Raw genomic sequence first — 19424 nt, forward strand, 5'->3', positions numbered from 1 at the left:
TTCGGCTGTCGCCCGGACCGTACGCGTCGCGGTCCGTGTCGCTGTTGGGCCGAACGGGTGACCATGCGTAAGAATTGGCTGATGCAGTCATTCAGTGCGAGCCAGGGGGAAGGCCGGTGAACAGGGTGAACAGCCACGATGTCACCGACGAACAGTGGGAGGGGCTCGCCCAGGTCGTGCCACTGCGGGGCCGGGACGCCTGGCCGTCCGCAGTCGGCCACCGGACCATACCGGAAGCCGAGACCGAGGCCCGGCGCCGCTTCGTGGTGCTGCGCGTCAACGTCTTCGCGGACGCCCGCGAGGTGGCGGAGACGCTGATGGCGGGCGTTCCGGTGCTGTTGGACCTGTCGGGCGCGGAGACCGACACCGCCAAGCGGGTGCTCGACTTCAGTACGGGTGTCGTCTTCGGCCTGGCTTCCGGAATGCATCGGGTCGACCGGAACGTGTTCCTTCTCACGCCACCGGGAACCGAGGTGCGGGGGCTGATGGAGGGCGCTGGGATTCCCGGGGTGTGATGCACGGCGCGCCCCGTGGTGCGGGGCGCGCACGCAGTGCAGGGCGCGCCCCTGCGGGTGGGGCGCTCCCTCGATCGTAGGAAGATCCACTTGGCGGAACGGTTTGCCTGTGGGGCGGGACCCTAGTGTCCGCATATGACCGTGTCATCCCTGTCGCCGATGGTGCCCGCGGCGGACGCCGGGGCGCGTCCGGAGCGGCCGAGCGTCACCGAACTCCGGCTCTCCGCCTTCGCCGGGCACCGGAACGTCTTCCTCCCGCTCGGCCCGCTGACCCTCCTCGCCGGACGCAGCGGCAGCGGCAAGACCACCGCGCTCAGGGCGTACGAGGCGCTGGCCGGGCTCGGTGGCGGCGCCCGCCTCGACGAGGCCTTCCCCGACCCGCTGGGCTGCGTCCCCGAACGGGCCCGCCCCGACGCCCAGCGGCGCCGGGGTTTCCGCATCGGCTGCACGGCCGACGGCCCCGAAGGTCCCGTGCACCTCGATGTCGCCGTCCAGGCCGAGCCCGAACTCCGTGTCGTGGGCGAGCGGTTGACATGCGGTGGGCTCACCCTGCTGGAGACGGCGCTCGTCGACCCGAGCCGCCCCGTGGTCCAGGCCGCCTGGCACACGGCCGGCTCCTCGCCGGTCACCCGCGGGCCCCTGCCCGACGACCGCCTCGGCACCGCGCTGCTTCCGCTCCGCGTGGCAGGCAAGACGGACGGACAGCGCCGGGTCCTCGCCGCCGCCGAGCAGATGGTGGTGGCCCTCCGCTCGGTCTACGCCTGCGATCCGCGCCCCGGCCGCATGCGCGCCGCCGTGCCGCTCGGCTCCGGACGGCTGCTCCGGGGCTGCGACAACCTCGCCGACGTGCTGTGGCGTACGCGGGTGGAGTGCGGCCGGCGGCACGCGCTGCTCGTCGGTGCCGTGCGCGAGGGCTGCGCGGGACCCGTCCTCGATCTGCTCGCCGAGCCGCTCGGGGAGGGCGCGGTGCGGGCCGTGCTGGACCGGGGGAACGGGGTACGGACGGCCCTGGGGCTGCTCGGGGACGGCGAGTTGCGGTACCTCGCGCTGGCACTCGTGCTGTTCACCGGTCCCGGCGTGCTGGAGGTCGACCAGGCCGCGGAGGTGCCGGCGGCCCTCCAAGCGCTCACGGTCCTCGCCGACGGCTTCGACCGGGCCCTCGACCCCCGGCAGGCGGGGGAGTTGGTGCGGCTGGCGGCCCGGATGTGCGAGCGCGGGCACATCCGGCTCGTCGGCGCGGTGAGCGACGCCTCCTGGGCCGCCGGAGTGGCGGGGGTGACGGTGGTAGACCTGAACCGTGAAAGATCCTGAATCCGAAACGGGGCACGGTCCTGAATCCGAAGCCGTGCATGATCCCGGCACCGGCACCGGCACCGGAGCCGCGTCGGGTCCCGGGCCCGGGGGGAAGCCGGACGTTGCGGCGCTGCAGCGGCGGCTCGCCGAGTTCGCCGCCGCCCGTGACTGGCAGCCGTACCACACCCCCAAGAACCTGGTCTCCGCGCTGAGCGTCGAGGCGTCCGAACTGGTCGAGATCTTCCAGTGGTTGACCCCGGAGGAGTCGGCGCGCGTGATGTCGGACCCGGAGACCGCCCACCGCGTCATGGACGAGGTGGCCGACGTACTCGCCTATCTGCTCCAGCTCTGCGAGGTGTTGGGGATCGATCCGTTGTCAGCGCTGGATGCGAAGATCGACCGCAACGAACGGAGATTCCCGGCGCCGGGGCGACCCTGAGGACCCTCGACGCTGAGCGCCTCCATCCGGTTGTCACTCTCCGGAGTTGAAAAGTTGTCCACAGCCGACTTGTTATCCACAGATTTCAGGCTTCCTCTGGCTTTCTGTCTCAGCGGCCCTCACTGTGGGTAATGAACAGGCAGGAGTTCGGGCGGACGTGTGAGAGCGCGTCGGGGAAAGTCGGGGGCAGCGCATGGATGCGGTGCGGCTCATCTTCGCGAGTAGGCGTGCTCTGGCGGGCAGCGTCGAGGGACCTCAGATCATGGCGGAGGCGTGGCAGTCCTATGCCCTCGCCCAGGCGATCGGGAGCCGCCTCGCGGTCTCGGGACCTCCCGAACTGCGCGGTGAGGCACTGGGGTTGACCGAGCTGGCCGGCAGTGGCTGCGGCATACTCGGCGCCCCGCCGCTCGGCGTGGGCGATTTACGCGCCGCCCAGCTCACCGAGTTGGGCGACGCCCACGAGTCGCTGCTGCGGCTCGGGGGTCTGCTGGGCGAGGTCGGTATCGCGCTCGTGGGCCTGGCGAGCGGGGCGGACGACGAGGCGACGTACTGGCAGTGCATGGAGGCGATCGACGCGGCGGACGAGGCGCGGGACCGGGTGCTGGAGATGCTGCGGCGCCTGGCGGTGAGAGACCAGGTCCTGTCGGAGAGAGACGCGGCGGCGGGGTGAGCCGTTCGGCCGCGAGTGGTTCGTGGTCGCTCGCGAGCTTTCCCGCAAGCACGAAGGAAGGGACGCCACCCCCGTCCTTCAAGGGGCGCGGGGAACTGCGCGACCAGCCCCCACCCACCCGCAGCCGAACAACTCACCTCAGGAAGCCGAAGGAGATCGAGGGGGTTCGAGGGGGATCGAAAGGGGCGCAGCCCCTGAACACGGGGCGAACGCCCGGCCGGGAAGGCGCGGCCGGGCGTCGGGGTCCATGGCTCGGAGAGCTCCGGCTCAGGCGGGTTCGCTCTCCTCCGCGGCGGCGGCACGCGGCGCGGAGAACTCCGCGTCGAGCTGGGACAGGTCCGCGTTCAGGGCAGCCATCAGCTCCTCCATCTGCTGGAGCAGACCCTTCGGCTGCGCAGGCACGGCAGCCTGCTCCGGCACGGCTTCCTGGGACATGTGACGGCCTCCTCGGCCCTCGCCCCCCGAGGGGGCACATGGTGCGGGCGCCCCGGCAGCGACCGCCGGCGACGGGTGCCGGGCGGTCCGGCTCCTCCCGAGCAACGATCACCGTTCCGGCCGGTCACTGACCCCGCCCGTCCCGGGCGCCGGGTTGACGGATTTTCACCCGACCGTGGCCCCAAGGCACCGGTGGGACCGATGCCGTTGACCGGGGGGCGAGCGTGCAGGATGGAGGCATGGATCTTCGCATCTTCACCGAGCCCCAGCAGGGGGCGACCTACGACACCCTCCTCGCCGTCGCCAAGGCCACCGAGGACCTCGGCTTCGACGCGTTCTTCCGTTCCGACCACTATCTGCGCATGGGTTCGTCGGACGGTCTGCCGGGCCCCACCGACGCCTGGATCACCCTGGCCGGACTCGCCCGCGAGACCAAGCGCATCCGCCTCGGCACCCTGATGACTGCAGGAACCTTCCGCCTGCCGGGTGTGCTGGCCATCCAGGTCGCGCAGATCGACCAGATGTCCGGCGGCCGTGTCGAACTCGGGCTGGGCGCGGGCTGGTTCGAGGAGGAGCACAAGGCGTACGGCATTCCGTTCCCCAAGGAGAAGTTCGGGCGCCTGGAGGAGCAGCTGGCCATCGTCACCGGTCTGTGGGCCACCGAGGTCGGCAAGACGTTCTCGTACGAGGGCACCCACTACCAGCTGACCGACTCGCCCGCGCTGCCCAAGCCCGCGCAGGCCAAGGTGCCGGTCCTCATCGGCGGCCACGGCGCGGTCCGCACCCCGCGGCTCGCCGCGCGGTACGCCGACGAGTTCAACATGCCGTTCGCGTCGATCGAGGACAGCGAGCGCCAGTTCGGCCGGGTCCGTGAGGCCGCCGAGGAGGCGGGCCGCAAGGGTGACGACCTCGTGTACTCCAACGCCCTGGTCGTCTGCGTGGGCAAGGACGACGCCGAGGTCGCCCGGCGTGCCGCCGCGATCGGCCGTGAGGTCGACGAGCTCAAGGCCAACGGTCTCGCCGGCTCTCCGGCCGAGGTCGTCGACAAGCTCGGCCGCTACGGGGCCATCGGCTCCCAGCGCGTCTACCTCCAGGTCCTCGACCTCGACGACCTGGACCACCTGGAACTGATCTCCACCCAGGTGCAGTCCCAGCTGCCGTAACCCGGGAGGCGTCCCGCGCCCCGCCCGGGCCGCGGGACGCCACCGTCCGCAACGATCACAGCCCTGGGCCCCGGCCCCCAGCCCTCGGCCTCCGGCCCCAGCCCCTGGCCTTCCGGCCGCTCGGCTCCGGCCTTCGTCCCTTTCCGGCCCACGGCCTTCCGTCCCCAGGCCCCTGCCCTCCGCCCTCGGCCCCCAGGCCCCTGCCCCCAGGCCCCTGCCCTCCGGCACTCAGCCCTCCAGCCGCCCAGGCCCTCCGGTCGCCAAGGGCCCCCGGATCCCCGCCCCTGACTCCCAAGCCGTTCCGATACCCGAAGCGTCTCCTTGTTGTGCAAAACGTTTTGGATATCTAGCTTGTGCCGCATGAGCGACGACACGTCCCCTTCCGTCCCCCGCCACCGCCTCCTGGTGCGCGGCTGTGACGTGCTGCGCGTGCCGGTGGAGGGTGAGTGCGACGTGCTGCCCGGGCGGGACATCGTGGTGGCGGACGGTGTCATCGTGGACGTACGGCCGACGCGGGCGGAACGGCCGGAGGAGCCGGGCACCGAGGTGGTCGACGGGCGGGGGCTGCTGGCCCTGCCCGGGCTGGTGAACGCCCACACGCACAGCCCGATGGTGCTGATGCGGGGCGCGGCCGAGGACGTCACGGTCGAGGGATGGTTCAACGACCGGGTGTGGCCGATGGAGTCCAATCTGACCGCCGAGGACGTGCGGGCCGGTGCCCTGCTGGCGTGCGCGGAGATGATCCGGTCGGGCGTCACCACCTTCGCGGACCACTACTTCTTCCCCGAGGGGATCGCCGGGGCGGTGGCCGAGACAGGGCTGCGCGCCGACATCGCGCCCACCTACTTCAGCAGCGGCGGCGCGCCGGCGCTGGAGGCCGGCGTCGCCTTCGCCGAGACCTGGCACGGCGGGGCCGGCGGCCGGGTGACCGTCTCGCTCGGGCCCCACGCCCCGTACACCGTCGACGACCGGGATCTGCGGACCCTGGCCGACCACGCCCGGCGCCTCGGGGTGCGGACGCACATCCACGCCGCCGAGCACCTGGAGCAGACGCAGTCCAGCCTCGAGCGGCGTGGGATCACCCCGGTCCGGGTGCTGCACGACACCGGTGTCCTGGACGCGGGCGCCCTCATCGCGCACGGCTGCGGAATCGTCGAACAGGACCTGCCGCTGCTCGCCGAGTACGCGGACCGGACCGCCGTGGCCTGCTGCCCCAAGGTGTATCTCAAGCACGCGCTGTCCCCACTGACGCCGGTCCGCGACCTGTCGGCCGCCGGGATCACGGTGGCCGTCGGCACGGACGGGGCCGCCGGGCACAACACCCTGGACGTGTGGGAGGCGCTGCGACTGGTCGCGCTCACGCAGAAGCAGGCGGTGCGGGACGCGACCTGGATGACGGTGTCCGACACCCTGCGGATGGCCGTGCGCGGCGGAGCCAGGGCCCTGGGGCTCCAGGACCGGATCGGCGCGCTGGAGCCGGGCATGCGCGCCGACATCGTCCTCACCGATCTGTCCGGCCCGCACTGCCGACCGCTGCACGACCCGCGGGCCGCCCTCGTGTACAGCGCCCGCGCCGCCGACGTCCGCACGGTGGTCGTCGACGGGCGGGTGCTGATGCGCGACGGACGACTCCTCACCGTCGACGAGCCCGCACTGCTCGCGGACGTCGACGCACGCGTGGCCCGCATCCTCGACACCTCCCACGGGAGAGCGGTGCAGCACTATGACCCGTGACCTGACCCGTGACACCGCCCACGACCGCTCCGCCGTGCGCCGGGCCGCCTCCATCAAGGACGTGGCCGCGGCGGCCGGGGTCAGCCCCACCACCGTCTCGCACGTGCTGAGCGGGAACCGCCCCGTCAACGAACAGACCGCCGCCCGGGTGCGGAGCGTCGTCAACCGGCTGGGGTACGTGCCGGCGTCGCTGGCCCGCAGCCTCCAGGCCGGTGCCACCTCCGTGATCGGCCTGCTGATCCCGGACATCAGCAACACCTTCTTCGCCGAGCTGGCCAAGGGCGCCGAGGACGCCGCCCACGACCTCGGGTACGGGCTGATCCTGTGCAACACCGAGTTCGACGCCGACCGCGAGGACCGCTACCTCGGCATGATCCGCAGCCGGTTCATCGACGGCATGGTGTACGCCTCCGGATCGCCCCCGTCCCGGAGGCGGCTGGAGGCGCTGATGGGCAAGTTCCCGATCGCGCTCGCCGACGAGGAGGTGGAGGGCCTGCACGGGGCGCTCATCGCCAGCGCCGACCACGAGGCCGGCGGGCGGCTGATCGGTGAGCATCTGCGGGAGCTCGGCCACCGCCGGGCGCTGATGCTGACCGGCCCCCGCGACCTGCGCAGCGGGGCGGCCCGCGCGCAGGGCTTTCGCCAGGCCTTCCACGGCGATGTCGTCGAGCGGACGGGCGACTTCAAGGAGGAGTCCGGCTACCGGTTGGTCGCCGAACTGCTCGACGACGGCGGGCTCGCGGACCGCACGGCCGTGTTCGCGGCCAACGACCTGATGGCGTTCGGCGCGCTCGCCGCGCTGCGGGAGGCCGGGCTGTCCGTGCCGGAGGACCTCTCCGTCGTCGGCTTCGACGACATCCGGGCCGCCTCGCTGATCAACCCGCCGCTGACCACCGTCCACCAGCCCGCCTACGACGTCGGGCGCACGGCCACCGCGCAACTCCTCCAGTACGTCTCCCGGGGCGAGGTCCCGCCCGCGTCCCGGCACACCCTCCCCGTGGAGCTGAAGGTACGGGCCAGCACGGCGCCGCCCGCCGCCCGCTGAACCACGCCCCTCGTCAGTACCGCCGCCGCGCCACGCGGCCATGTCCCTGTGCCCCGAAACCCCCCTGAGAGAAAGGCGGTTCGCCCATGCCCCGAGTTCTCGTCGTCGGCGAGTCCTGGTTCACGTACACGGTCCATCAGAAGGGCTTCGACGCCTTCCACACCGCCGAGTACACCGAGGGCGGCGGCGTCTTCCTCGACGCGCTGCGCTCACGCGGCCACGAGGTGACGTACGTGCCCGCGCACGAGATACCGAGCCGGGTCCCGGACACCGCCGACGGCTTCGACGCGTTCGACGTGGTGGTCATCAGCGATGTCGGCGCGAACAGTTTCCAACTGCCGCCGGAGACGTTCAACCGGTCCGAGCCCGCGCCCGACCGCTCGGAGCTGGTGCGGGACTTCGTCGAGCGGGGCGGAGGTGTGCTGATGATCGGCGGCTATCTGACCTTCAGCGGTATCGACGCCCGTGCGCGCTGGGGGCGTACGCCGCTGGCCGCCGCGTTGCCGGTGACGATGCTCGACCGCGACGACCGGGTGGAGCTGCCGGCCGGGGCCGTTCCCGAGGTGGTGGGCCGACACCCGGTGGTCGCCGGACTCGACCGGACCTGGCCGGCCCTCCTCGGCCTCAACGAGGTGGCCGTACGACCGGGGGCCGCGCTGCTCGCCGAGTGCGCCGGACATCCGCTGCTGGCCGTCGGCGCCCACGGCAGGGGCCGCTCGGCCGCGTTCACCTCCGATGTCGCCCCGCACTGGGCCCCACCCCCGTTCCTGGCCTGGAACGGCTACCCCGACCTGTGGGACCACCTCGTCCACTGGCTCGCGGGGGAGGAACTGTGACGGCCACCGAGGCCGCCGCCGACGCTCCCGTGTCCGCCGGCACCCCCCACATCTCCGCCGCCCCCGGCGACTTCGCGCCGCTCGTGTTGATGCCCGGGGATCCGCGGCGGGCCCGGCGGATCGCCGAGACCGTGTTCGACGACGTGCGGCTGGTCACCGAGGTGCGCGGCATTCTCGGGTACACCGGCACGTACCGGGGCGTGCCGATGTCGGTGCTCGCCTCCGGCATGGGCATCCCGTCGGTGTCGATCTACGCGACGGAGCTGTTCCGGCACTACGGGGTCCGTCGGATCGTCCGGGTCGGCACGGCGGGCGCGCTGCCCGCCTCGGTCGCCCTCCGGGACGTCGTCATCGCCTCCGCCGCGCACACCGACTCCAGCGTCAGCCGTCTCCTGGTGGACGGGGTGACCCTGTCCCTCGCCGCGTCCTACCGGCCGCTGCGCGCGGCCGTCGACGCCGCGGACTCCTCCGAGGCGGAAGGACCGGGCGCACTGGCCAGCCCTCGGCGCCCGGCCGTGCACATCGGGCCGGTGTTCTCCAGCGACCACTTCTACCTCGACCGTCCCGCCGTCCTCGACGGCCTCGAACGCCGGGGCACCCTCGCCGTCGAGATGGAGGCGGCCGGGCTGTACGCCGTGGCCGCGGCGGAGGGCGGCGAGGCGCTCGCCGTGCTGACCGTGTCGGACCACGTCCGCACCGGTGAGGCCCTGTCCGCCACGGACCGGGAAACCGGGTTCGACCGGGCGGTCCGCATCGCCGCGGCCGCACTGTCGGCCGACGGCTGAAATTCCCCTGGAAGAAATCAAACAGAAACCGTGCGGCGTAGCCAAAACGTTTTGCACTTCCTACTGTCACTGTCAGCGAGGACAGAAGACAGAAGCCAGAAGAGAAGACAGAAGACCGGGAAAGCAGGGAAAATGATCAGGAGGTCGACGACGATGAGAAGTTACGGACCGGGAGCCGCCGTCGCGGTGGCGGGAATGCTCGTGCTGAGCGCGTGCGGAGGATCGGGCTCCGACGATTCGGGTGCGGCCTCCTCCGGAAAGCCCCGGATCAAATTGGTGGTCAATGGCGGACTCGGCGACAAGTCGTTCTTCGACTCCGCCTACGAGGGCCTGAAGCGGGCCGAGAGCAAGCTCGGCTACGAGCTGAAGGTGGTGGAGCTCGGCTCGGACCGCACCAAGTGGGAGCCGGGATTCGAGGACGCGGCGGCGGCCGACGACTACGACATCCTCGCGGCCGGCACCTTCGACGTCACCGACTACATCGGTGAACTCGCCCCGCAGTACCCGGACAAGAAGTTCTGGGTGTTCGACTCCGCTGTCGACTACACCGGCAAGAACGGCTGTTCCAACAAGTGCGAGAACGTCTACTCGGTGACGTTCAAGCAGAACGAGGGCGGATATCTGGCCGGATTCCTCGCCGAGAAGCTGGTCGCCGAGAAAGCCCTCAAGGGCGCCGAATCCCTGAACAAGGTCGGCGTCGTCGGAGGCGTGAAGATCCCCGTCATCGAGGACTTCATCGTCGGATTCAAGGCCGGATTCAAGGCCGCCGGCGGGAAGAACTCCGACGTCCTCACCCAGTACGTCGGCGGCGACAAGCCCTTCGGTGACCCGGCGAAGGGCAAGGAGATCTCCACCGCGATGTACGGGCAGGGCGCCGCCCTCGTCTGGCCGGTCGCCGGGCTCTCCGGACTCGGCACCTTCGAGTCGGCCGCGAGCGCGGGCCGCTACACCTTCGGTGTCGACTCCGACCAGTACCAGACCCTCACCGACAACGCCCAGAAGAACACCGTCGTCACCTCGATCCTCAAGAACGTCGGCAACGCCCTCTACCAGGCCGCCGAGGACGACAAGAAGGACGCCGTGAAGTACGGCGCCGTGCAGAGCGTCGGTCTCGCCGAGGACGCGGTCGGCTACGTCGACGACGCCCACTTCCAGGAGATCGTGCCGGAGAAGATCCGCACCGAACTCCAGGAGGCCGCCGACCGCGTGAAGTCCGGTTCCCTCACGGTCCCCAGCGCTTTCTGACCCCCGCACCCACCCCGAACGGCCTTGAGATGAACGAGTCATGGGACCCGGCCGGGCCCGCCGTCGCCACCCGCGCGGTCACCAAGACCTACGCCAACGGCGTCCGCGCGGTCCGGGGCGTCGACCTCGACGTACCGGCCGGTGAGATCCGCGCGGTCGTCGGCGAGAACGGCGCGGGCAAGTCCACGCTGATGAAGCTGTTCTACGGCCTGGAGCAGCCCACCTCCGGCGAGATCCTGATCGGCGGCCGGCCCCGCGTGCTGCGCGGTCCGGCAGCCGCGATCGCGCTCGGCGTGGGCATGGTCCACCAGAACCTGATGCTGGTGCCGTCCTTCACCGTCGCCCAGAACGTCGTCCTCGGCGTCGAGCCGGGCCGGCGGGGCCTGGTCGACGCCGGGGCGGCCGTCGAGGCCACCGCCCGGCTCGCCGAGGACGCCGGTCTCGCCGTCGACCCGCTGGCCCGTATCGACGAGGTCTCGGTCGGCATGCGCCAGCGCGCCGAGATCCTCAAGGCTCTCCACCGCCGAGCCCGGACCCTGATCCTGGACGAGCCCACCGCCGTGCTCACCCCCCAGGAGACGGAGGACCTCTTCGCCGCCGTGCGACGCCTGCGCGACGGCGGGATGACCGTGCTGTTCATCTCCCACAAGCTGCGCGAGGTGCGGGAGATCAGCGACCGGGTGAGCGTGATGCGGGCCGGCGCCCTCGTCGGGACCGTCGCCACCGCGGACACCTCCGAGCGCGAACTCGCCGCGATGATGGTCGGCCGCGAGATGTCCCTCGATGTGGACCGGGCCCCGGCCCGGCGCGCCGGGACCACGCTGCGGGTGCGGGACCTGGGATACGCCGCCCCGACCGGTCAGTCCCTGCACGGCCTCGACTTCGACGTCGCCGCCGGCGAGATCGTCGGCGTGGCCGGCATCGAGGGCAACGGGCAGACCGAACTCGCCGAGATCCTCGCCGGTTTGCGCCGACCGAGCACGGGGACCGTACGGGTCGGCGACACCGACACCGCCGGGCTGGACGTCGCGGGACACCGCCGGGCCGGCATCGGATACGTCCCCGAGGACCGCCTCCACGACGGGGCCGCGCTGGACGAGTCCATCGCCGACAACCTCGTCGTCGACCGGCACGACCGCCCGCCCCTCGCCCGCCGGGGCGTCCTCAGCCCGGCCGCCGTACGCGCCCACGCCGAACGCCTGGTCGCGGACTACGCGATCCGTACCCCCGACCCGTCCGTCCCCGTACGCGCGCTGTCGGGCGGCAACCTGCAGAAGGTCGTGGTCGCCCGCGAACTCTCCGCCGGGCCACGGCTGTTGATCGCGGCCCAGGTCACCCGGGGCGTGGACATCGGCGCGATGCGCTTCATGTACGAGCGTCTCGTCGCCGCCCGCGACGAGGGCGCCGCGGTCCTCCTCATCTCCGCCGACCTCACCGAACTCCTCGCCCTCTCCGATCGGTTGCTCGTCCTGAAGGACGGCCGGCTCGTCGGCCGCTTCGACGACACGACGGGCCTCACGGAAAGGCAGGTCGGCCTCTACATGCTCGGCGTCGAACACCACGCACCGGAACGGCTGAAAGCCGGGCCGGCCGACGAATCCGGCTCAGGCGACTCCGGCTCCGGCTTTGGCTCCGGCTCCGGCGACTCCGACTCCGGCGACTCGGGAAAGGCGGCGGCCTCGTGACCGGCACCCTCATCGAGAGCGAGGACCGCCGGGAGTACCGGGCCACCCGGCGCCGCGGCCTCGCCGTCGACCTCAGCATGACCCTGGCGACCATTCTGGCCGCCCTCGTCATCGGCTTCCTCGTGATGCTCGCGACCGGCAAGGACCCGGTCGCCGCCTACGAGGCCCTGCTCACCGGCCCGTTGGAGCGTTCCTTCCGCGTCGGCCGCTGGCTGGAGGACGCCACCACGCTCACCCTGCTGGGTCTGTCGGTGGCCATTCCCTTCCGGGCCCGCCAGATCAGTCTGGGCGCCGAGAGTCAGCTGTACGCGGGCGCGCTGGCGGCGGCCATGGTCGCGATCCTCCTGCCGCTGCCGCCCGTCGCCGCGGTGATCGTCCCGCTGGTCGCCGCGGCGGTGGCCGGGGCCGGCATGGGCTTCGTACCCGGCTCGATGAAGGCACGGCTCGGCGCCAACGAGATCGTCGCGACGCTGATGCTCAACGCCATCGTCGTCCGCGTCTACGACTACCTGGTGAACGGCCCGTTGAAGGAGCCCGGCAGCAGTGCCGTCCACTCGGAGCGCATCCAGCCCGACTCCGCGCTCACCCCGCTCACCGAATGGCTCGGCGTCCCCTTCGGCCGCGCCAACGTCGGCTTCCTCCTGATGCTCCTCACCGCCGTCGCCCTGTGGCTGCTCGTCACCCGTACCCCGCTCGGCTACCGCATCCGCATGACCGGGTCCAATCCGCACTTCGCCGAGTACGGCGGTATCCGCGTGCCCCGCGCCATCGAGTGGAGCTTCGTGATCGGCGGGGCCGTCGCGGGCCTGGCCGGAGCGCATCTCGTGCAGGGCGTGTACGGGCGCCTCGAACCCGGGCTCGCCGGGAGCCTCGCCTTCGAGGGGATCGTGGTGGCGCTGCTCGCCCGGAACAACCCGCTGGTCGTCGTGGTCGCCGGCCTCTTCTACTCCTACCTGCGTGCCGGGGGAGACATCATGGAACAGCAGACGGACGTGGGCACGGAGATCGTGGTCGTGATCCAGGCGGTCATCGTCCTCCTGGTCACCGCCCAGGCCCTCCCGAACCTCCTCAAACGCCGCCTCGCCCGCCGACCGGCGACAGCCCCGCACGGCGAGGGGGCCGCCCGATGAGTTCCGTCGTGGACGTCGTCCTCAGCAGTGCCTTCCTCGCTGCCGTGCTGCGCGTGGCGACCCCCTATCTGCTCGCCGCCATGGGCGGACTCGTCGCCGAACGCGCCGGCATCAGCAACATCGCCCTGGAGGGCCAGATGCTGAGCGCCGCCTGTACGGGCGCGCTGGTCGCCGGCTACAGCGGCTCGGTCGCGGCCGGCGCCCTCGCGGGCGTGACGGTGGCCGTCCTCCTCGGTCTCCTCCTCGCCGCGCTGCGGCTCGAACTGGGCGCCGACGCGATCATCGCGGGCATCGGCCTCAACCTGCTCGCCTCCGGCGGCACCGCCTACGCCGTCTTCACCCTCCTCGGCGACAAGGGCGGCACCTCGGGCCTGAAGAGCGGCACCCTGCCCACGGTCCCCCTGCCCGGCATCGAGGACATCCCGGTGGTGGGTGACGTACTGAGCGGCCAGAACATGCTGACCTGGCTGGCCTTCCTCGCGGCGCCCTTCGTCGCCTGGCTCTTCTACCGCACCCGCTTCGGCTTCCACCTCCGCGCGGTCGGCGAGATGCCGGACGCCGCCGCCTCCGTCGGCATCGCGGTACGGCGCGTGCAGTACGCCGGCCTTGCCCTCAGCGGCGCGCTGGCCGGCCTCGCCGGGGTGTTCCTCAGCATGGGGTATGTCTCCTTCTTCGTCCGGGACATGACCGCCGGCCGCGGCTTCATCGCCCTCGCCGCGGTCTTCCTCGGCGGCCTGCGCCCCTGGGGCGTCTTCCTCGCCGCCCTCGGCTTCGGCGCGGCCGAGGCCCTGGCGGTCCAGCTCGGCACCCTCGACGTCCCTCCGCAACTGGTGTCGACCATCCCGTACGCCATGACCCTGGTCGCACTGGCGGCGTACGCATGGCGAAGGAAGCGCCGGGGCGTGGGGCAGGTGGCCCCGGCATCCCTCTGACCGGCCCGCTTCCGGGCGGGGCGAGCCTGGAAAGCACGGGGCGCAGCCCCTGCTTTCCAGGGGCGCGGGGAACTGCGCGACCAGCCCCCACCGGACCCGCACCCCGCGACGCAACACATCGGACCCTCACCCTCCCGGAAGGAACACCCATGCCCAGACACAGACGGCTCGTCGGCAGGCGCAGACGCGCCGCCCTCGCCGCCCTCACCACCTCCGCCCTCCTCGGCGGCCTGGCCCTCACGGGCGGTCTCGCCGCCGACGCCGCACCCGAAGCGGACGCCACGCCGAAGAAGACCCAGAACGGCATCACCCTCCTCGACACCCTCACCGTCCCCGCCGGAACCACCGAGCTCGGCATGCCCTTCGGCGGCCTGTCCGGCATCGACTACGACCCGAAGTCCCGGACGTACGCCGCCCTCAGCGACGACCGCTCCGAGAACGGCAAGGCCCGCTTCTACTCCCTCCAACTCCCCCTGCAAGGAGAGAAGTTCGCCACCGACAAGCCCACCCTCGACGCCCTGACCGTCCTGAACGACACCACCGGCGAACCCTTCGCCGCCAAGGCCGTCGACCCGGAGGCGATCCGCTGGAACCCCGGCGGCAAGGGCCTGCTGTGGACCAGCGAGGGCGCCTCCGCCTCCGGACAGCCGGCCTTCGTCCGCGAGACGTCCGGGTCCGGCGCGTACGTACGCGAACTGCCGCTGCCGAAGGCGTACGCCCCCGTCCGCTCGGAGTCGGGCACCCTCACCGCGGGTGTCCGCAACAACCAGGCCCTGGAAGGGCTGACGCTCTCCCCGGACGGCCGAAAGGCCGTCACGATCACCGAGAACGCGCTCGTCCAGGACGGCCCGGCGGCCGGACTGACCGCGAAGAGCCCCTCCCGCCTGCTGGTCATGGACCGCCGCACCGGCAGCGCCGAGGCCGAACACGTCTACGAGGTCGACCCGATCTCCGCCGCCCCCACCGCCCCGCTGCCGGCCCCCGTCGGCACGTACTCGGCCGACCGGGGTGTCTCCGAGATCCTCGCGATCAACAAGACCGACTACCTCACCGTCGAACGCTCCTTCGCCTCCGGCGTGGGCTTCGCGATCTGCCTGTACTGGACGACCACCCGCGGCGCGACGGACGTACGCGGCGAGCGGAAGCTGTCCGGCACGGAGCGGCCCATGCCGAAGAAGCTGCTCTACGACTTCACCCTCTCCGGCACGGACGCCGACAACGTCGAGGGCATCACCTGGGGCCCGACCCTCCCCGACGGCTCCCGCACCCTCGTCCTCGTCGCCGACGACAACTTCGGCTTCAACGGCAGCGTCACCAAGTTCCATCTGCTGTCGGTCCGCCCCGGCGCCCTGACCGACGGCGTCCCCGCCCCCCCGAAGCAGCCGGACACCGTCGACGTCCAACTGCTCTCCTTCAACGACTTCCACGGCAACCTCGAGCCGCCCACGGGCCGCGACGCCACCCTCGGCTCCAAGCTGGACCCGAAGTCCACCCAGGTCGGCGGCTCCGAGTACCTGGCGACCCGGCTCGCACAACTCCGTGAGGGCACCGACGCCTCCCTGACCGTCGCCGCCGGCGACCTCATCGGCGCCAGCCCCTTCCTCTCCGGCCTCTTCCACGACGAACCGACCGTCGAGGCCATGGAGAAACTCCACCTGGACGTCACCGGCGTCGGCAACCACGAGTTCGACGAGGGCACCGAGGAACTGCTGCGCATCCAGCACGGCGGCTGCCACCCCGAGGACGGCTGCTACCTCGACGGCGAGCCGTACGACGGCTCCGCCTTCCCCTGGCTCGCGGCCAACGTCCTCGACCGCACCACCGGCGAGCCGCTCCTCGCGCCCACCTGGGTCAAGAAGGTCGACGGCGTCAGGGTCGGCTTCATCGGCATGACCCTGGAGGGCACCCCGGCGGTCACCGGCCAGTCCGGCATCACGTCGGTCCGCTTCGCCGACGAGGTCGAGACCGCCGACGCCGCAGCCCGCGCGCTGCGCCGGCAGGGCGTCGAGGCGATCGTGGTCCTGCTCCACGAGGGCGGCGTCCAGGCCGGCTCGTACGGGCAGTGCGACGGCATATCCGGTCCGATCGTCGACATCGCCGAGCACCTGGACCCGGCCATCGACGCCGTCGTCACCGGCCACACCCACCAGCCCTACATCTGCACCCTGCCCGACCCGGCAGGCCACCCCCGCACGGTCACCTCGGCCTCCTCCTTCGGCCGGGTCGTCACCGAGACGCGCCTGCCCGTGGACCGCCGCACCGGCGACGTCGTACGGGACCGGGTCGCCGCCATGAACCACCTCGTCACCCGCACGGCCGCCAAGGACATCGACCAGACCGCCGTGATCGACAAGTGGAAGGCCCTCTCGGCGCCCCTGGCCAACAAGGTCGTCGGCAGCGTCACCGCCGACATCACCCGCTCCGAGACCCGCGACGCCGAGTCGGACCTCGCCAACCTCGTCGCCGACGCCCAACTGGCGGCGACATCGGCATCGGAACGGGGCGGCGCGCAGATCGCGTTGATGAACCCCGGCGGCGTACGGGCCGACCTCGTCCACGCCTCCTCGACGGGCGGCGAGGCACCCGGCGAGATCACCTACGCCGAGGCCTTCGCCGTGCAGCCCTTCGCCGGGTCCCTGGTGTCGGTGGACCTCACCGGAGCACAGATCGAGAAGATCCTGGAGGAACAGTTCAACAACTCCGGCACCCGCGCGCCGACCCTGATGCTGGGCGTCTCCAAGGGCCTGACCTACTCCTTCTCCCGCAGCGCCCCCGTCGGCGACCGCATCGACCCGTCGTCGATCGAACTCGACGGCGAAACCCTGGACCCGGACGCCACCTACCGGGTGACCGCCAACACCTTCCTCGCGGCGGGCGGCGACGGCTTCACGACCTTCGCCGAGGGCACGAACACGGTCGGCGGCGGCGACGACATCACCGCCCTGACGGACTACCTCACGACCGAAAGCCCGGTGGCACCACCGGGGACGGATCGGGTGACCGAACTGCCCTGACGGCAGCGGCGGTTGACCAACGGATAGGCCGTGGCCGGGGAAGGACGCCCGTGGGCGTTCTCTCCCCGGCCACGGCCGTGGTGGGCTACGGCAGTCGAGGACGCGCTGCCTCCGCGCCGATCGGCGGGCGGGGGCTCGCCGGGGGCAGCCCCAGGAGGCGGGCGCGGGCGGCGGCCGTGAGCAGGGCCGGATGGAGGAGGCCCGCCGGTGAGCCGACGAGGTGGTAGACGCGGTCCAGGGCGCGTTGGGCCCGGAGGTCGCCGTGTACGGCGAGTCGGTCCACCTCGCCGGACCAGCGGCCGAAGAGAGCGTCCAGTGCGTCGAGGGGCCTTGGGATGCCCGGGGTTTTGGGGGCGCCCGCCGTGTCCGGGGCGGCCTGCGAGGCTTTGCCCAGGTGGCGGCGGTCCTCGCCGGTCGCGATGGCCCAGGGGAGGTCGGCGGCGCGGTGCAGGCGTCGCATCAGCCGTCGTTCCCATCCCGGGCGGGGGCGCGTGGCCAGGGCCTCCCGCAGGAGCAGCGCCTGGGTCGCGGCGACGGTGATGCCCTGGCCGTACACCGGGTTGAAGGCGCACAGCGCGTCGCCGAGGACCAGCAGACCGTCCGGCCAGTGCGGCAGGCGGTCGTAGCGGCGGCGTACGTTGTGGGTGCGGCGGTGGACGGTGATGTCGCCGACCGGCCGTGCCGCGCGGGTGAAGTCGGCCAGCGCCGGATCCCGCAGCCGGCCGAGGAACGCGTCGAAGCCCGCCGGGTCGCGCGGCGGCCGCGACTCCCCGGCACCCACGGCCGCCACCATCCAGCGACCCTCTTCGACGGGCAGCGCCACCCCACCGGCCGGCGCCCCCGGCACCGGCAGCATCACGATGCCCGCGACGCGGCCGAGTCGGTCCGGCGGCGCGGCGTAGACCCGGCCCGCGTACCCGAACCCGGCGTCGACGACGCTGGTTTCCGCCCGCTCGATCCCCAGCCGGCCCAGCCACTCGGGCAGTCGGGAACTCCGTCCGGAGGCATCGACGACGAGTCCGGCGCGGAGGGACGGGCCGTCGAAGCACTCGACGAGCCACCCTCCGTCGGCGTCGGCGTCGGCGTCGGCGTCGGCGTCGGCGTCGGCGTCGGCGTCGGCGTCGGCGGCGGTGGCAGCAGTCCCTGTACGGCTCAAGCCCCGCACCCGGACACCACCGCGCACCTCCACCCCGGGCAGCTCCACCACCCGCCGCCGGACCGTGTGCTCCACCAACGGGCGTGTCGCCGAGACCAGTTCGAACGCGGGCGTGCCGAAGGGAGCCCAGCCCCGTTCGCCCAGCCACGCCAGGTCACCCGTGTCCAGCGGCACTCCTCCCGCCGCGATCAGCTCCGCGCGCAGCCCAGGAAGAAGCCCCTCGATCGCGTGCAGCCCGCTGTACAGCAGTACATGCGGCTGACGGCCTTGCGGGACACCACCACGCGGCTCGGGTGTCGCCCAGGCACTCACGGGGTCCTGTTCGAGGAGCGTGACGCAGCGGCCCGTGGTCGCGATGACCGCCGCCGACAGCAGCCCGGCCATGCCCGCCCCGATGACGACGACCTGCTCGTCGCTTCCCACGGCTACACCAGCCGGAAGAGCAGCCGCCGCAGCAGGCCGAGCCACGGCAACGGCACGAGACGCCACAGCGGGGCGGCGGTGGACAGCGGTACGCGGCCGCGGAGCACGGCCCCGTGGTCGAGCGAAGGGGCGTGCGGGAAATAGCCGGGCTTGCAGGAGATGATGTCCTTGAATCCCTTGCGGTGGTAATAGCGGAGCTGCGGATCCCGGGGAAGGCCGTGCCGTCTTTCCCGCATGTACACCTCGGCCGGCACCTCGGGGTTGGCGCGTTTCCATGTCCGGAGGCCGGGCATCGGGGAACCCAGGTATATCTCACGCCACCCGTGCTTGAGCGCATAGGGCCAGAAGAATTCGAAAATGGCCGTCACCGCGTCCCCGTCGACACTGCTGAGACTGATTCCGAACAGCGATCCGCCGGATGGCGCGGCGGTCCTCTCCACGCGCGCGCAGTCGGCCCAGGTGGCCGCCGACGCCAATTCCGCCCTCGTGATCGGCTTCATGAAGAGCGAGGCCAGCGCCGCACCGGTCGACGGATCGAAAGCCCCGATGCTCAGCTCCGGATATGCCTGAATGCGTGCGTTCAATTCCGCCCGCCCGGCCGCCTGGTCACCGTCCCACTTTTCCCACTCCAACGCGATGAGTGCGTCAACGTCATTCGACCGTAGGAAGCGGACCACGGACATGCTTGTTTCTCCCGGACAACGAACGGACGTGTCCCTGTAATCATTACTACCGACCGTTTGTTCGGGGAAGTGTTCCGCTGTTTTGTACGTGATTTGGACATCTGTCGTTCGTCTGTGTGCCGGGTGCCCACCCTCGGCCCTCACGGCCGGGAGCGGGCGGCGGCGTCACAAAATGCCTGAGTGCGCCCTGGGTCTTCGCTGTACGTTGGGGCGTCCATCACAGACACCCACCACGAGGCAA

At 71.9% G+C, this 19424-nt stretch carries 17 protein-coding genes; 14 read left to right on the plus strand and 3 right to left on the minus strand.

Annotated features, from left to right (window positions below; genetic code table 11):
• The first annotated feature begins 125 nt into the window (after positions 1–125).
• The 4 genes from PUR53_RS17400 (at position 126) to PUR53_RS17415 (ending at position 2917) form a co-directional block, all read left to right on the plus strand.
• The gene (locus PUR53_RS17400) at positions 126–515 is read left to right on the plus strand and encodes a cell division protein SepF (RefSeq protein ID WP_239757879.1); all 390 of its coding nucleotides are present in this window, start codon (positions 126–128) and stop codon (positions 513–515) included.
• A gap of 135 nt (positions 516–650) precedes the next feature.
• Complete coding sequence (locus PUR53_RS17405) at positions 651–1826, plus strand: ATP-binding protein (RefSeq protein WP_329900312.1); 1176 nt, start codon at positions 651–653, stop codon at positions 1824–1826.
• Between the two features lie 112 nt (positions 1827–1938).
• Positions 1939–2247 (plus strand): nucleotide pyrophosphohydrolase, encoded by a 309-nt coding sequence (locus PUR53_RS17410; protein ID WP_329908821.1) that lies wholly within the window; start codon positions 1939–1941, stop codon positions 2245–2247.
• 193 nt (positions 2248–2440) lie between these two features.
• A complete protein-coding gene (locus tag PUR53_RS17415; protein ID WP_033525220.1) occupies positions 2441–2917 on the plus strand; it encodes a DUF6099 family protein in 477 nt (158 codons plus the stop codon).
• A gap of 267 nt (positions 2918–3184) precedes the next feature.
• Here PUR53_RS17415 and PUR53_RS17420 read toward each other — a convergent pair whose 3' ends face one another.
• Complete coding sequence (locus tag PUR53_RS17420) at positions 3185–3352, minus strand: hypothetical protein (RefSeq protein WP_177261818.1); 168 nt, start codon at positions 3350–3352, stop codon at positions 3185–3187.
• Positions 3353–3591: 239 nt separating this feature from the next.
• Here PUR53_RS17420 and PUR53_RS17425 point away from each other — a divergent pair, with 239 nt between their 5' ends.
• The 10 genes from PUR53_RS17425 to PUR53_RS17470 all read left to right on the plus strand — a co-directional run bounded on the left by PUR53_RS17425 (position 3592) and on the right by PUR53_RS17470 (position 16921).
• On the plus strand, positions 3592–4515 hold the full coding sequence (locus PUR53_RS17425) for an LLM class F420-dependent oxidoreductase (RefSeq protein WP_329908804.1): 924 nt from the start codon (positions 3592–3594) through the stop codon (positions 4513–4515).
• Positions 4516–4875: 360 nt separating this feature from the next.
• Complete coding sequence (locus PUR53_RS17430) at positions 4876–6249, plus strand: amidohydrolase (protein ID WP_329900347.1); 1374 nt, start codon at positions 4876–4878, stop codon at positions 6247–6249.
• Entirely contained in the window at positions 6239–7294 is a 1056-nt protein-coding gene (locus tag PUR53_RS17435; protein WP_329900348.1) for a LacI family DNA-binding transcriptional regulator, read from the plus strand. The genes PUR53_RS17430 and PUR53_RS17435 overlap by 11 nt, the downstream gene beginning before the upstream one ends.
• 86 nt (positions 7295–7380) lie before the next feature.
• Positions 7381–8130 (plus strand): glutamine amidotransferase, encoded by a 750-nt coding sequence (locus PUR53_RS17440; RefSeq protein ID WP_329908806.1) that lies wholly within the window; start codon positions 7381–7383, stop codon positions 8128–8130.
• Positions 8127–8915, plus strand: coding sequence for a purine-nucleoside phosphorylase (gene deoD / locus PUR53_RS17445; protein WP_329900350.1), 789 nt, complete (start codon positions 8127–8129; stop codon positions 8913–8915). Before PUR53_RS17440 ends, deoD begins: the two co-directional genes overlap by 4 nt.
• Positions 8916–9068: 153 nt before the next feature.
• Positions 9069–10160 (plus strand): BMP family lipoprotein, encoded by a 1092-nt coding sequence (locus PUR53_RS17450; protein ID WP_329900351.1) that lies wholly within the window; start codon positions 9069–9071, stop codon positions 10158–10160.
• A 29-nt stretch (positions 10161–10189) separates the two neighbouring features.
• Positions 10190–11845 (plus strand): ABC transporter ATP-binding protein, encoded by a 1656-nt coding sequence (locus PUR53_RS17455; protein WP_329908807.1) that lies wholly within the window; start codon positions 10190–10192, stop codon positions 11843–11845.
• Positions 11842–12975, plus strand: a complete 1134-nt coding sequence (locus PUR53_RS17460; protein ID WP_329900353.1) for an ABC transporter permease — start codon at positions 11842–11844, stop codon at positions 12973–12975. The genes PUR53_RS17455 and PUR53_RS17460 overlap by 4 nt, the downstream gene beginning before the upstream one ends.
• Positions 12972–13907, plus strand: coding sequence for an ABC transporter permease (locus tag PUR53_RS17465; protein ID WP_329900354.1), 936 nt, complete (start codon positions 12972–12974; stop codon positions 13905–13907). Before PUR53_RS17460 ends, PUR53_RS17465 begins: the two co-directional genes overlap by 4 nt.
• 149 nt (positions 13908–14056) lie before the next feature.
• Entirely contained in the window at positions 14057–16921 is a 2865-nt protein-coding gene (locus PUR53_RS17470) for an esterase-like activity of phytase family protein (protein ID WP_329908808.1), read from the plus strand.
• An 85-nt stretch (positions 16922–17006) separates the two neighbouring features.
• Here the strand turns inward: PUR53_RS17470 and PUR53_RS17475 are convergent, their stop codons facing one another.
• Both PUR53_RS17475 and PUR53_RS17480 read right to left on the minus strand, forming a co-directional pair.
• A complete protein-coding gene (locus tag PUR53_RS17475) occupies positions 17007–18500 on the minus strand; it encodes an NAD(P)/FAD-dependent oxidoreductase (RefSeq protein WP_329908809.1) in 1494 nt (497 codons plus the stop codon).
• A gap of 2 nt (positions 18501–18502) precedes the next feature.
• Positions 18503–19183 carry a hypothetical protein gene (locus PUR53_RS17480; protein WP_329900357.1) on the minus strand — a complete coding sequence of 227 codons (681 nt, stop codon included), beginning with the start codon at positions 19181–19183 and terminating at the stop codon, positions 18503–18505.
• Positions 19184–19424: the final 241 nt, after the last annotated feature.

Origin of the sequence: Streptomyces sp. SP18BB07, assembly GCF_036322545.1 — a bacterium.
Classification (GTDB): Bacteria; Actinomycetota; Actinomycetes; order Streptomycetales; family Streptomycetaceae; genus Streptomyces; species Streptomyces deccanensis.

Bases quoted from the DNA above. Each gene is read 5' to 3' on its own strand.
- PUR53_RS17405 (WP_329900312.1), top strand. From the start codon at position 651: ATGACCGTGTCATCCCTGTCGCCGATGGTGCCCGCGGCGGACGCCGGG.
- PUR53_RS17415 (WP_033525220.1), top strand. From the start codon at position 2,441: ATGGATGCGGTGCGGCTCATCTTCGCGAGTAGGCGTGCTCTGGCGGGC.
- PUR53_RS17420 (WP_177261818.1), bottom strand. From the start codon at position 3,352: ATGTCCCAGGAAGCCGTGCCGGAGCAGGCTGCCGTGCCTGCGCAGCCG.
- PUR53_RS17425 (WP_329908804.1), top strand. From the start codon at position 3,592: ATGGATCTTCGCATCTTCACCGAGCCCCAGCAGGGGGCGACCTACGAC.
- PUR53_RS17430 (WP_329900347.1), top strand. From the start codon at position 4,876: ATGAGCGACGACACGTCCCCTTCCGTCCCCCGCCACCGCCTCCTGGTG.
- PUR53_RS17435 (WP_329900348.1), top strand. From the start codon at position 6,239: ATGACCCGTGACCTGACCCGTGACACCGCCCACGACCGCTCCGCCGTG.
- PUR53_RS17440 (WP_329908806.1), top strand. From the start codon at position 7,381: ATGCCCCGAGTTCTCGTCGTCGGCGAGTCCTGGTTCACGTACACGGTC.
- PUR53_RS17450 (WP_329900351.1), top strand. From the start codon at position 9,069: ATGAGAAGTTACGGACCGGGAGCCGCCGTCGCGGTGGCGGGAATGCTC.
- PUR53_RS17455 (WP_329908807.1), top strand. From the start codon at position 10,190: ATGAACGAGTCATGGGACCCGGCCGGGCCCGCCGTCGCCACCCGCGCG.
- PUR53_RS17465 (WP_329900354.1), top strand. From the start codon at position 12,972: ATGAGTTCCGTCGTGGACGTCGTCCTCAGCAGTGCCTTCCTCGCTGCC.
- PUR53_RS17470 (WP_329908808.1), top strand. From the start codon at position 14,057: ATGCCCAGACACAGACGGCTCGTCGGCAGGCGCAGACGCGCCGCCCTC.
- PUR53_RS17480 (WP_329900357.1), bottom strand. From the start codon at position 19,183: ATGTCCGTGGTCCGCTTCCTACGGTCGAATGACGTTGACGCACTCATC.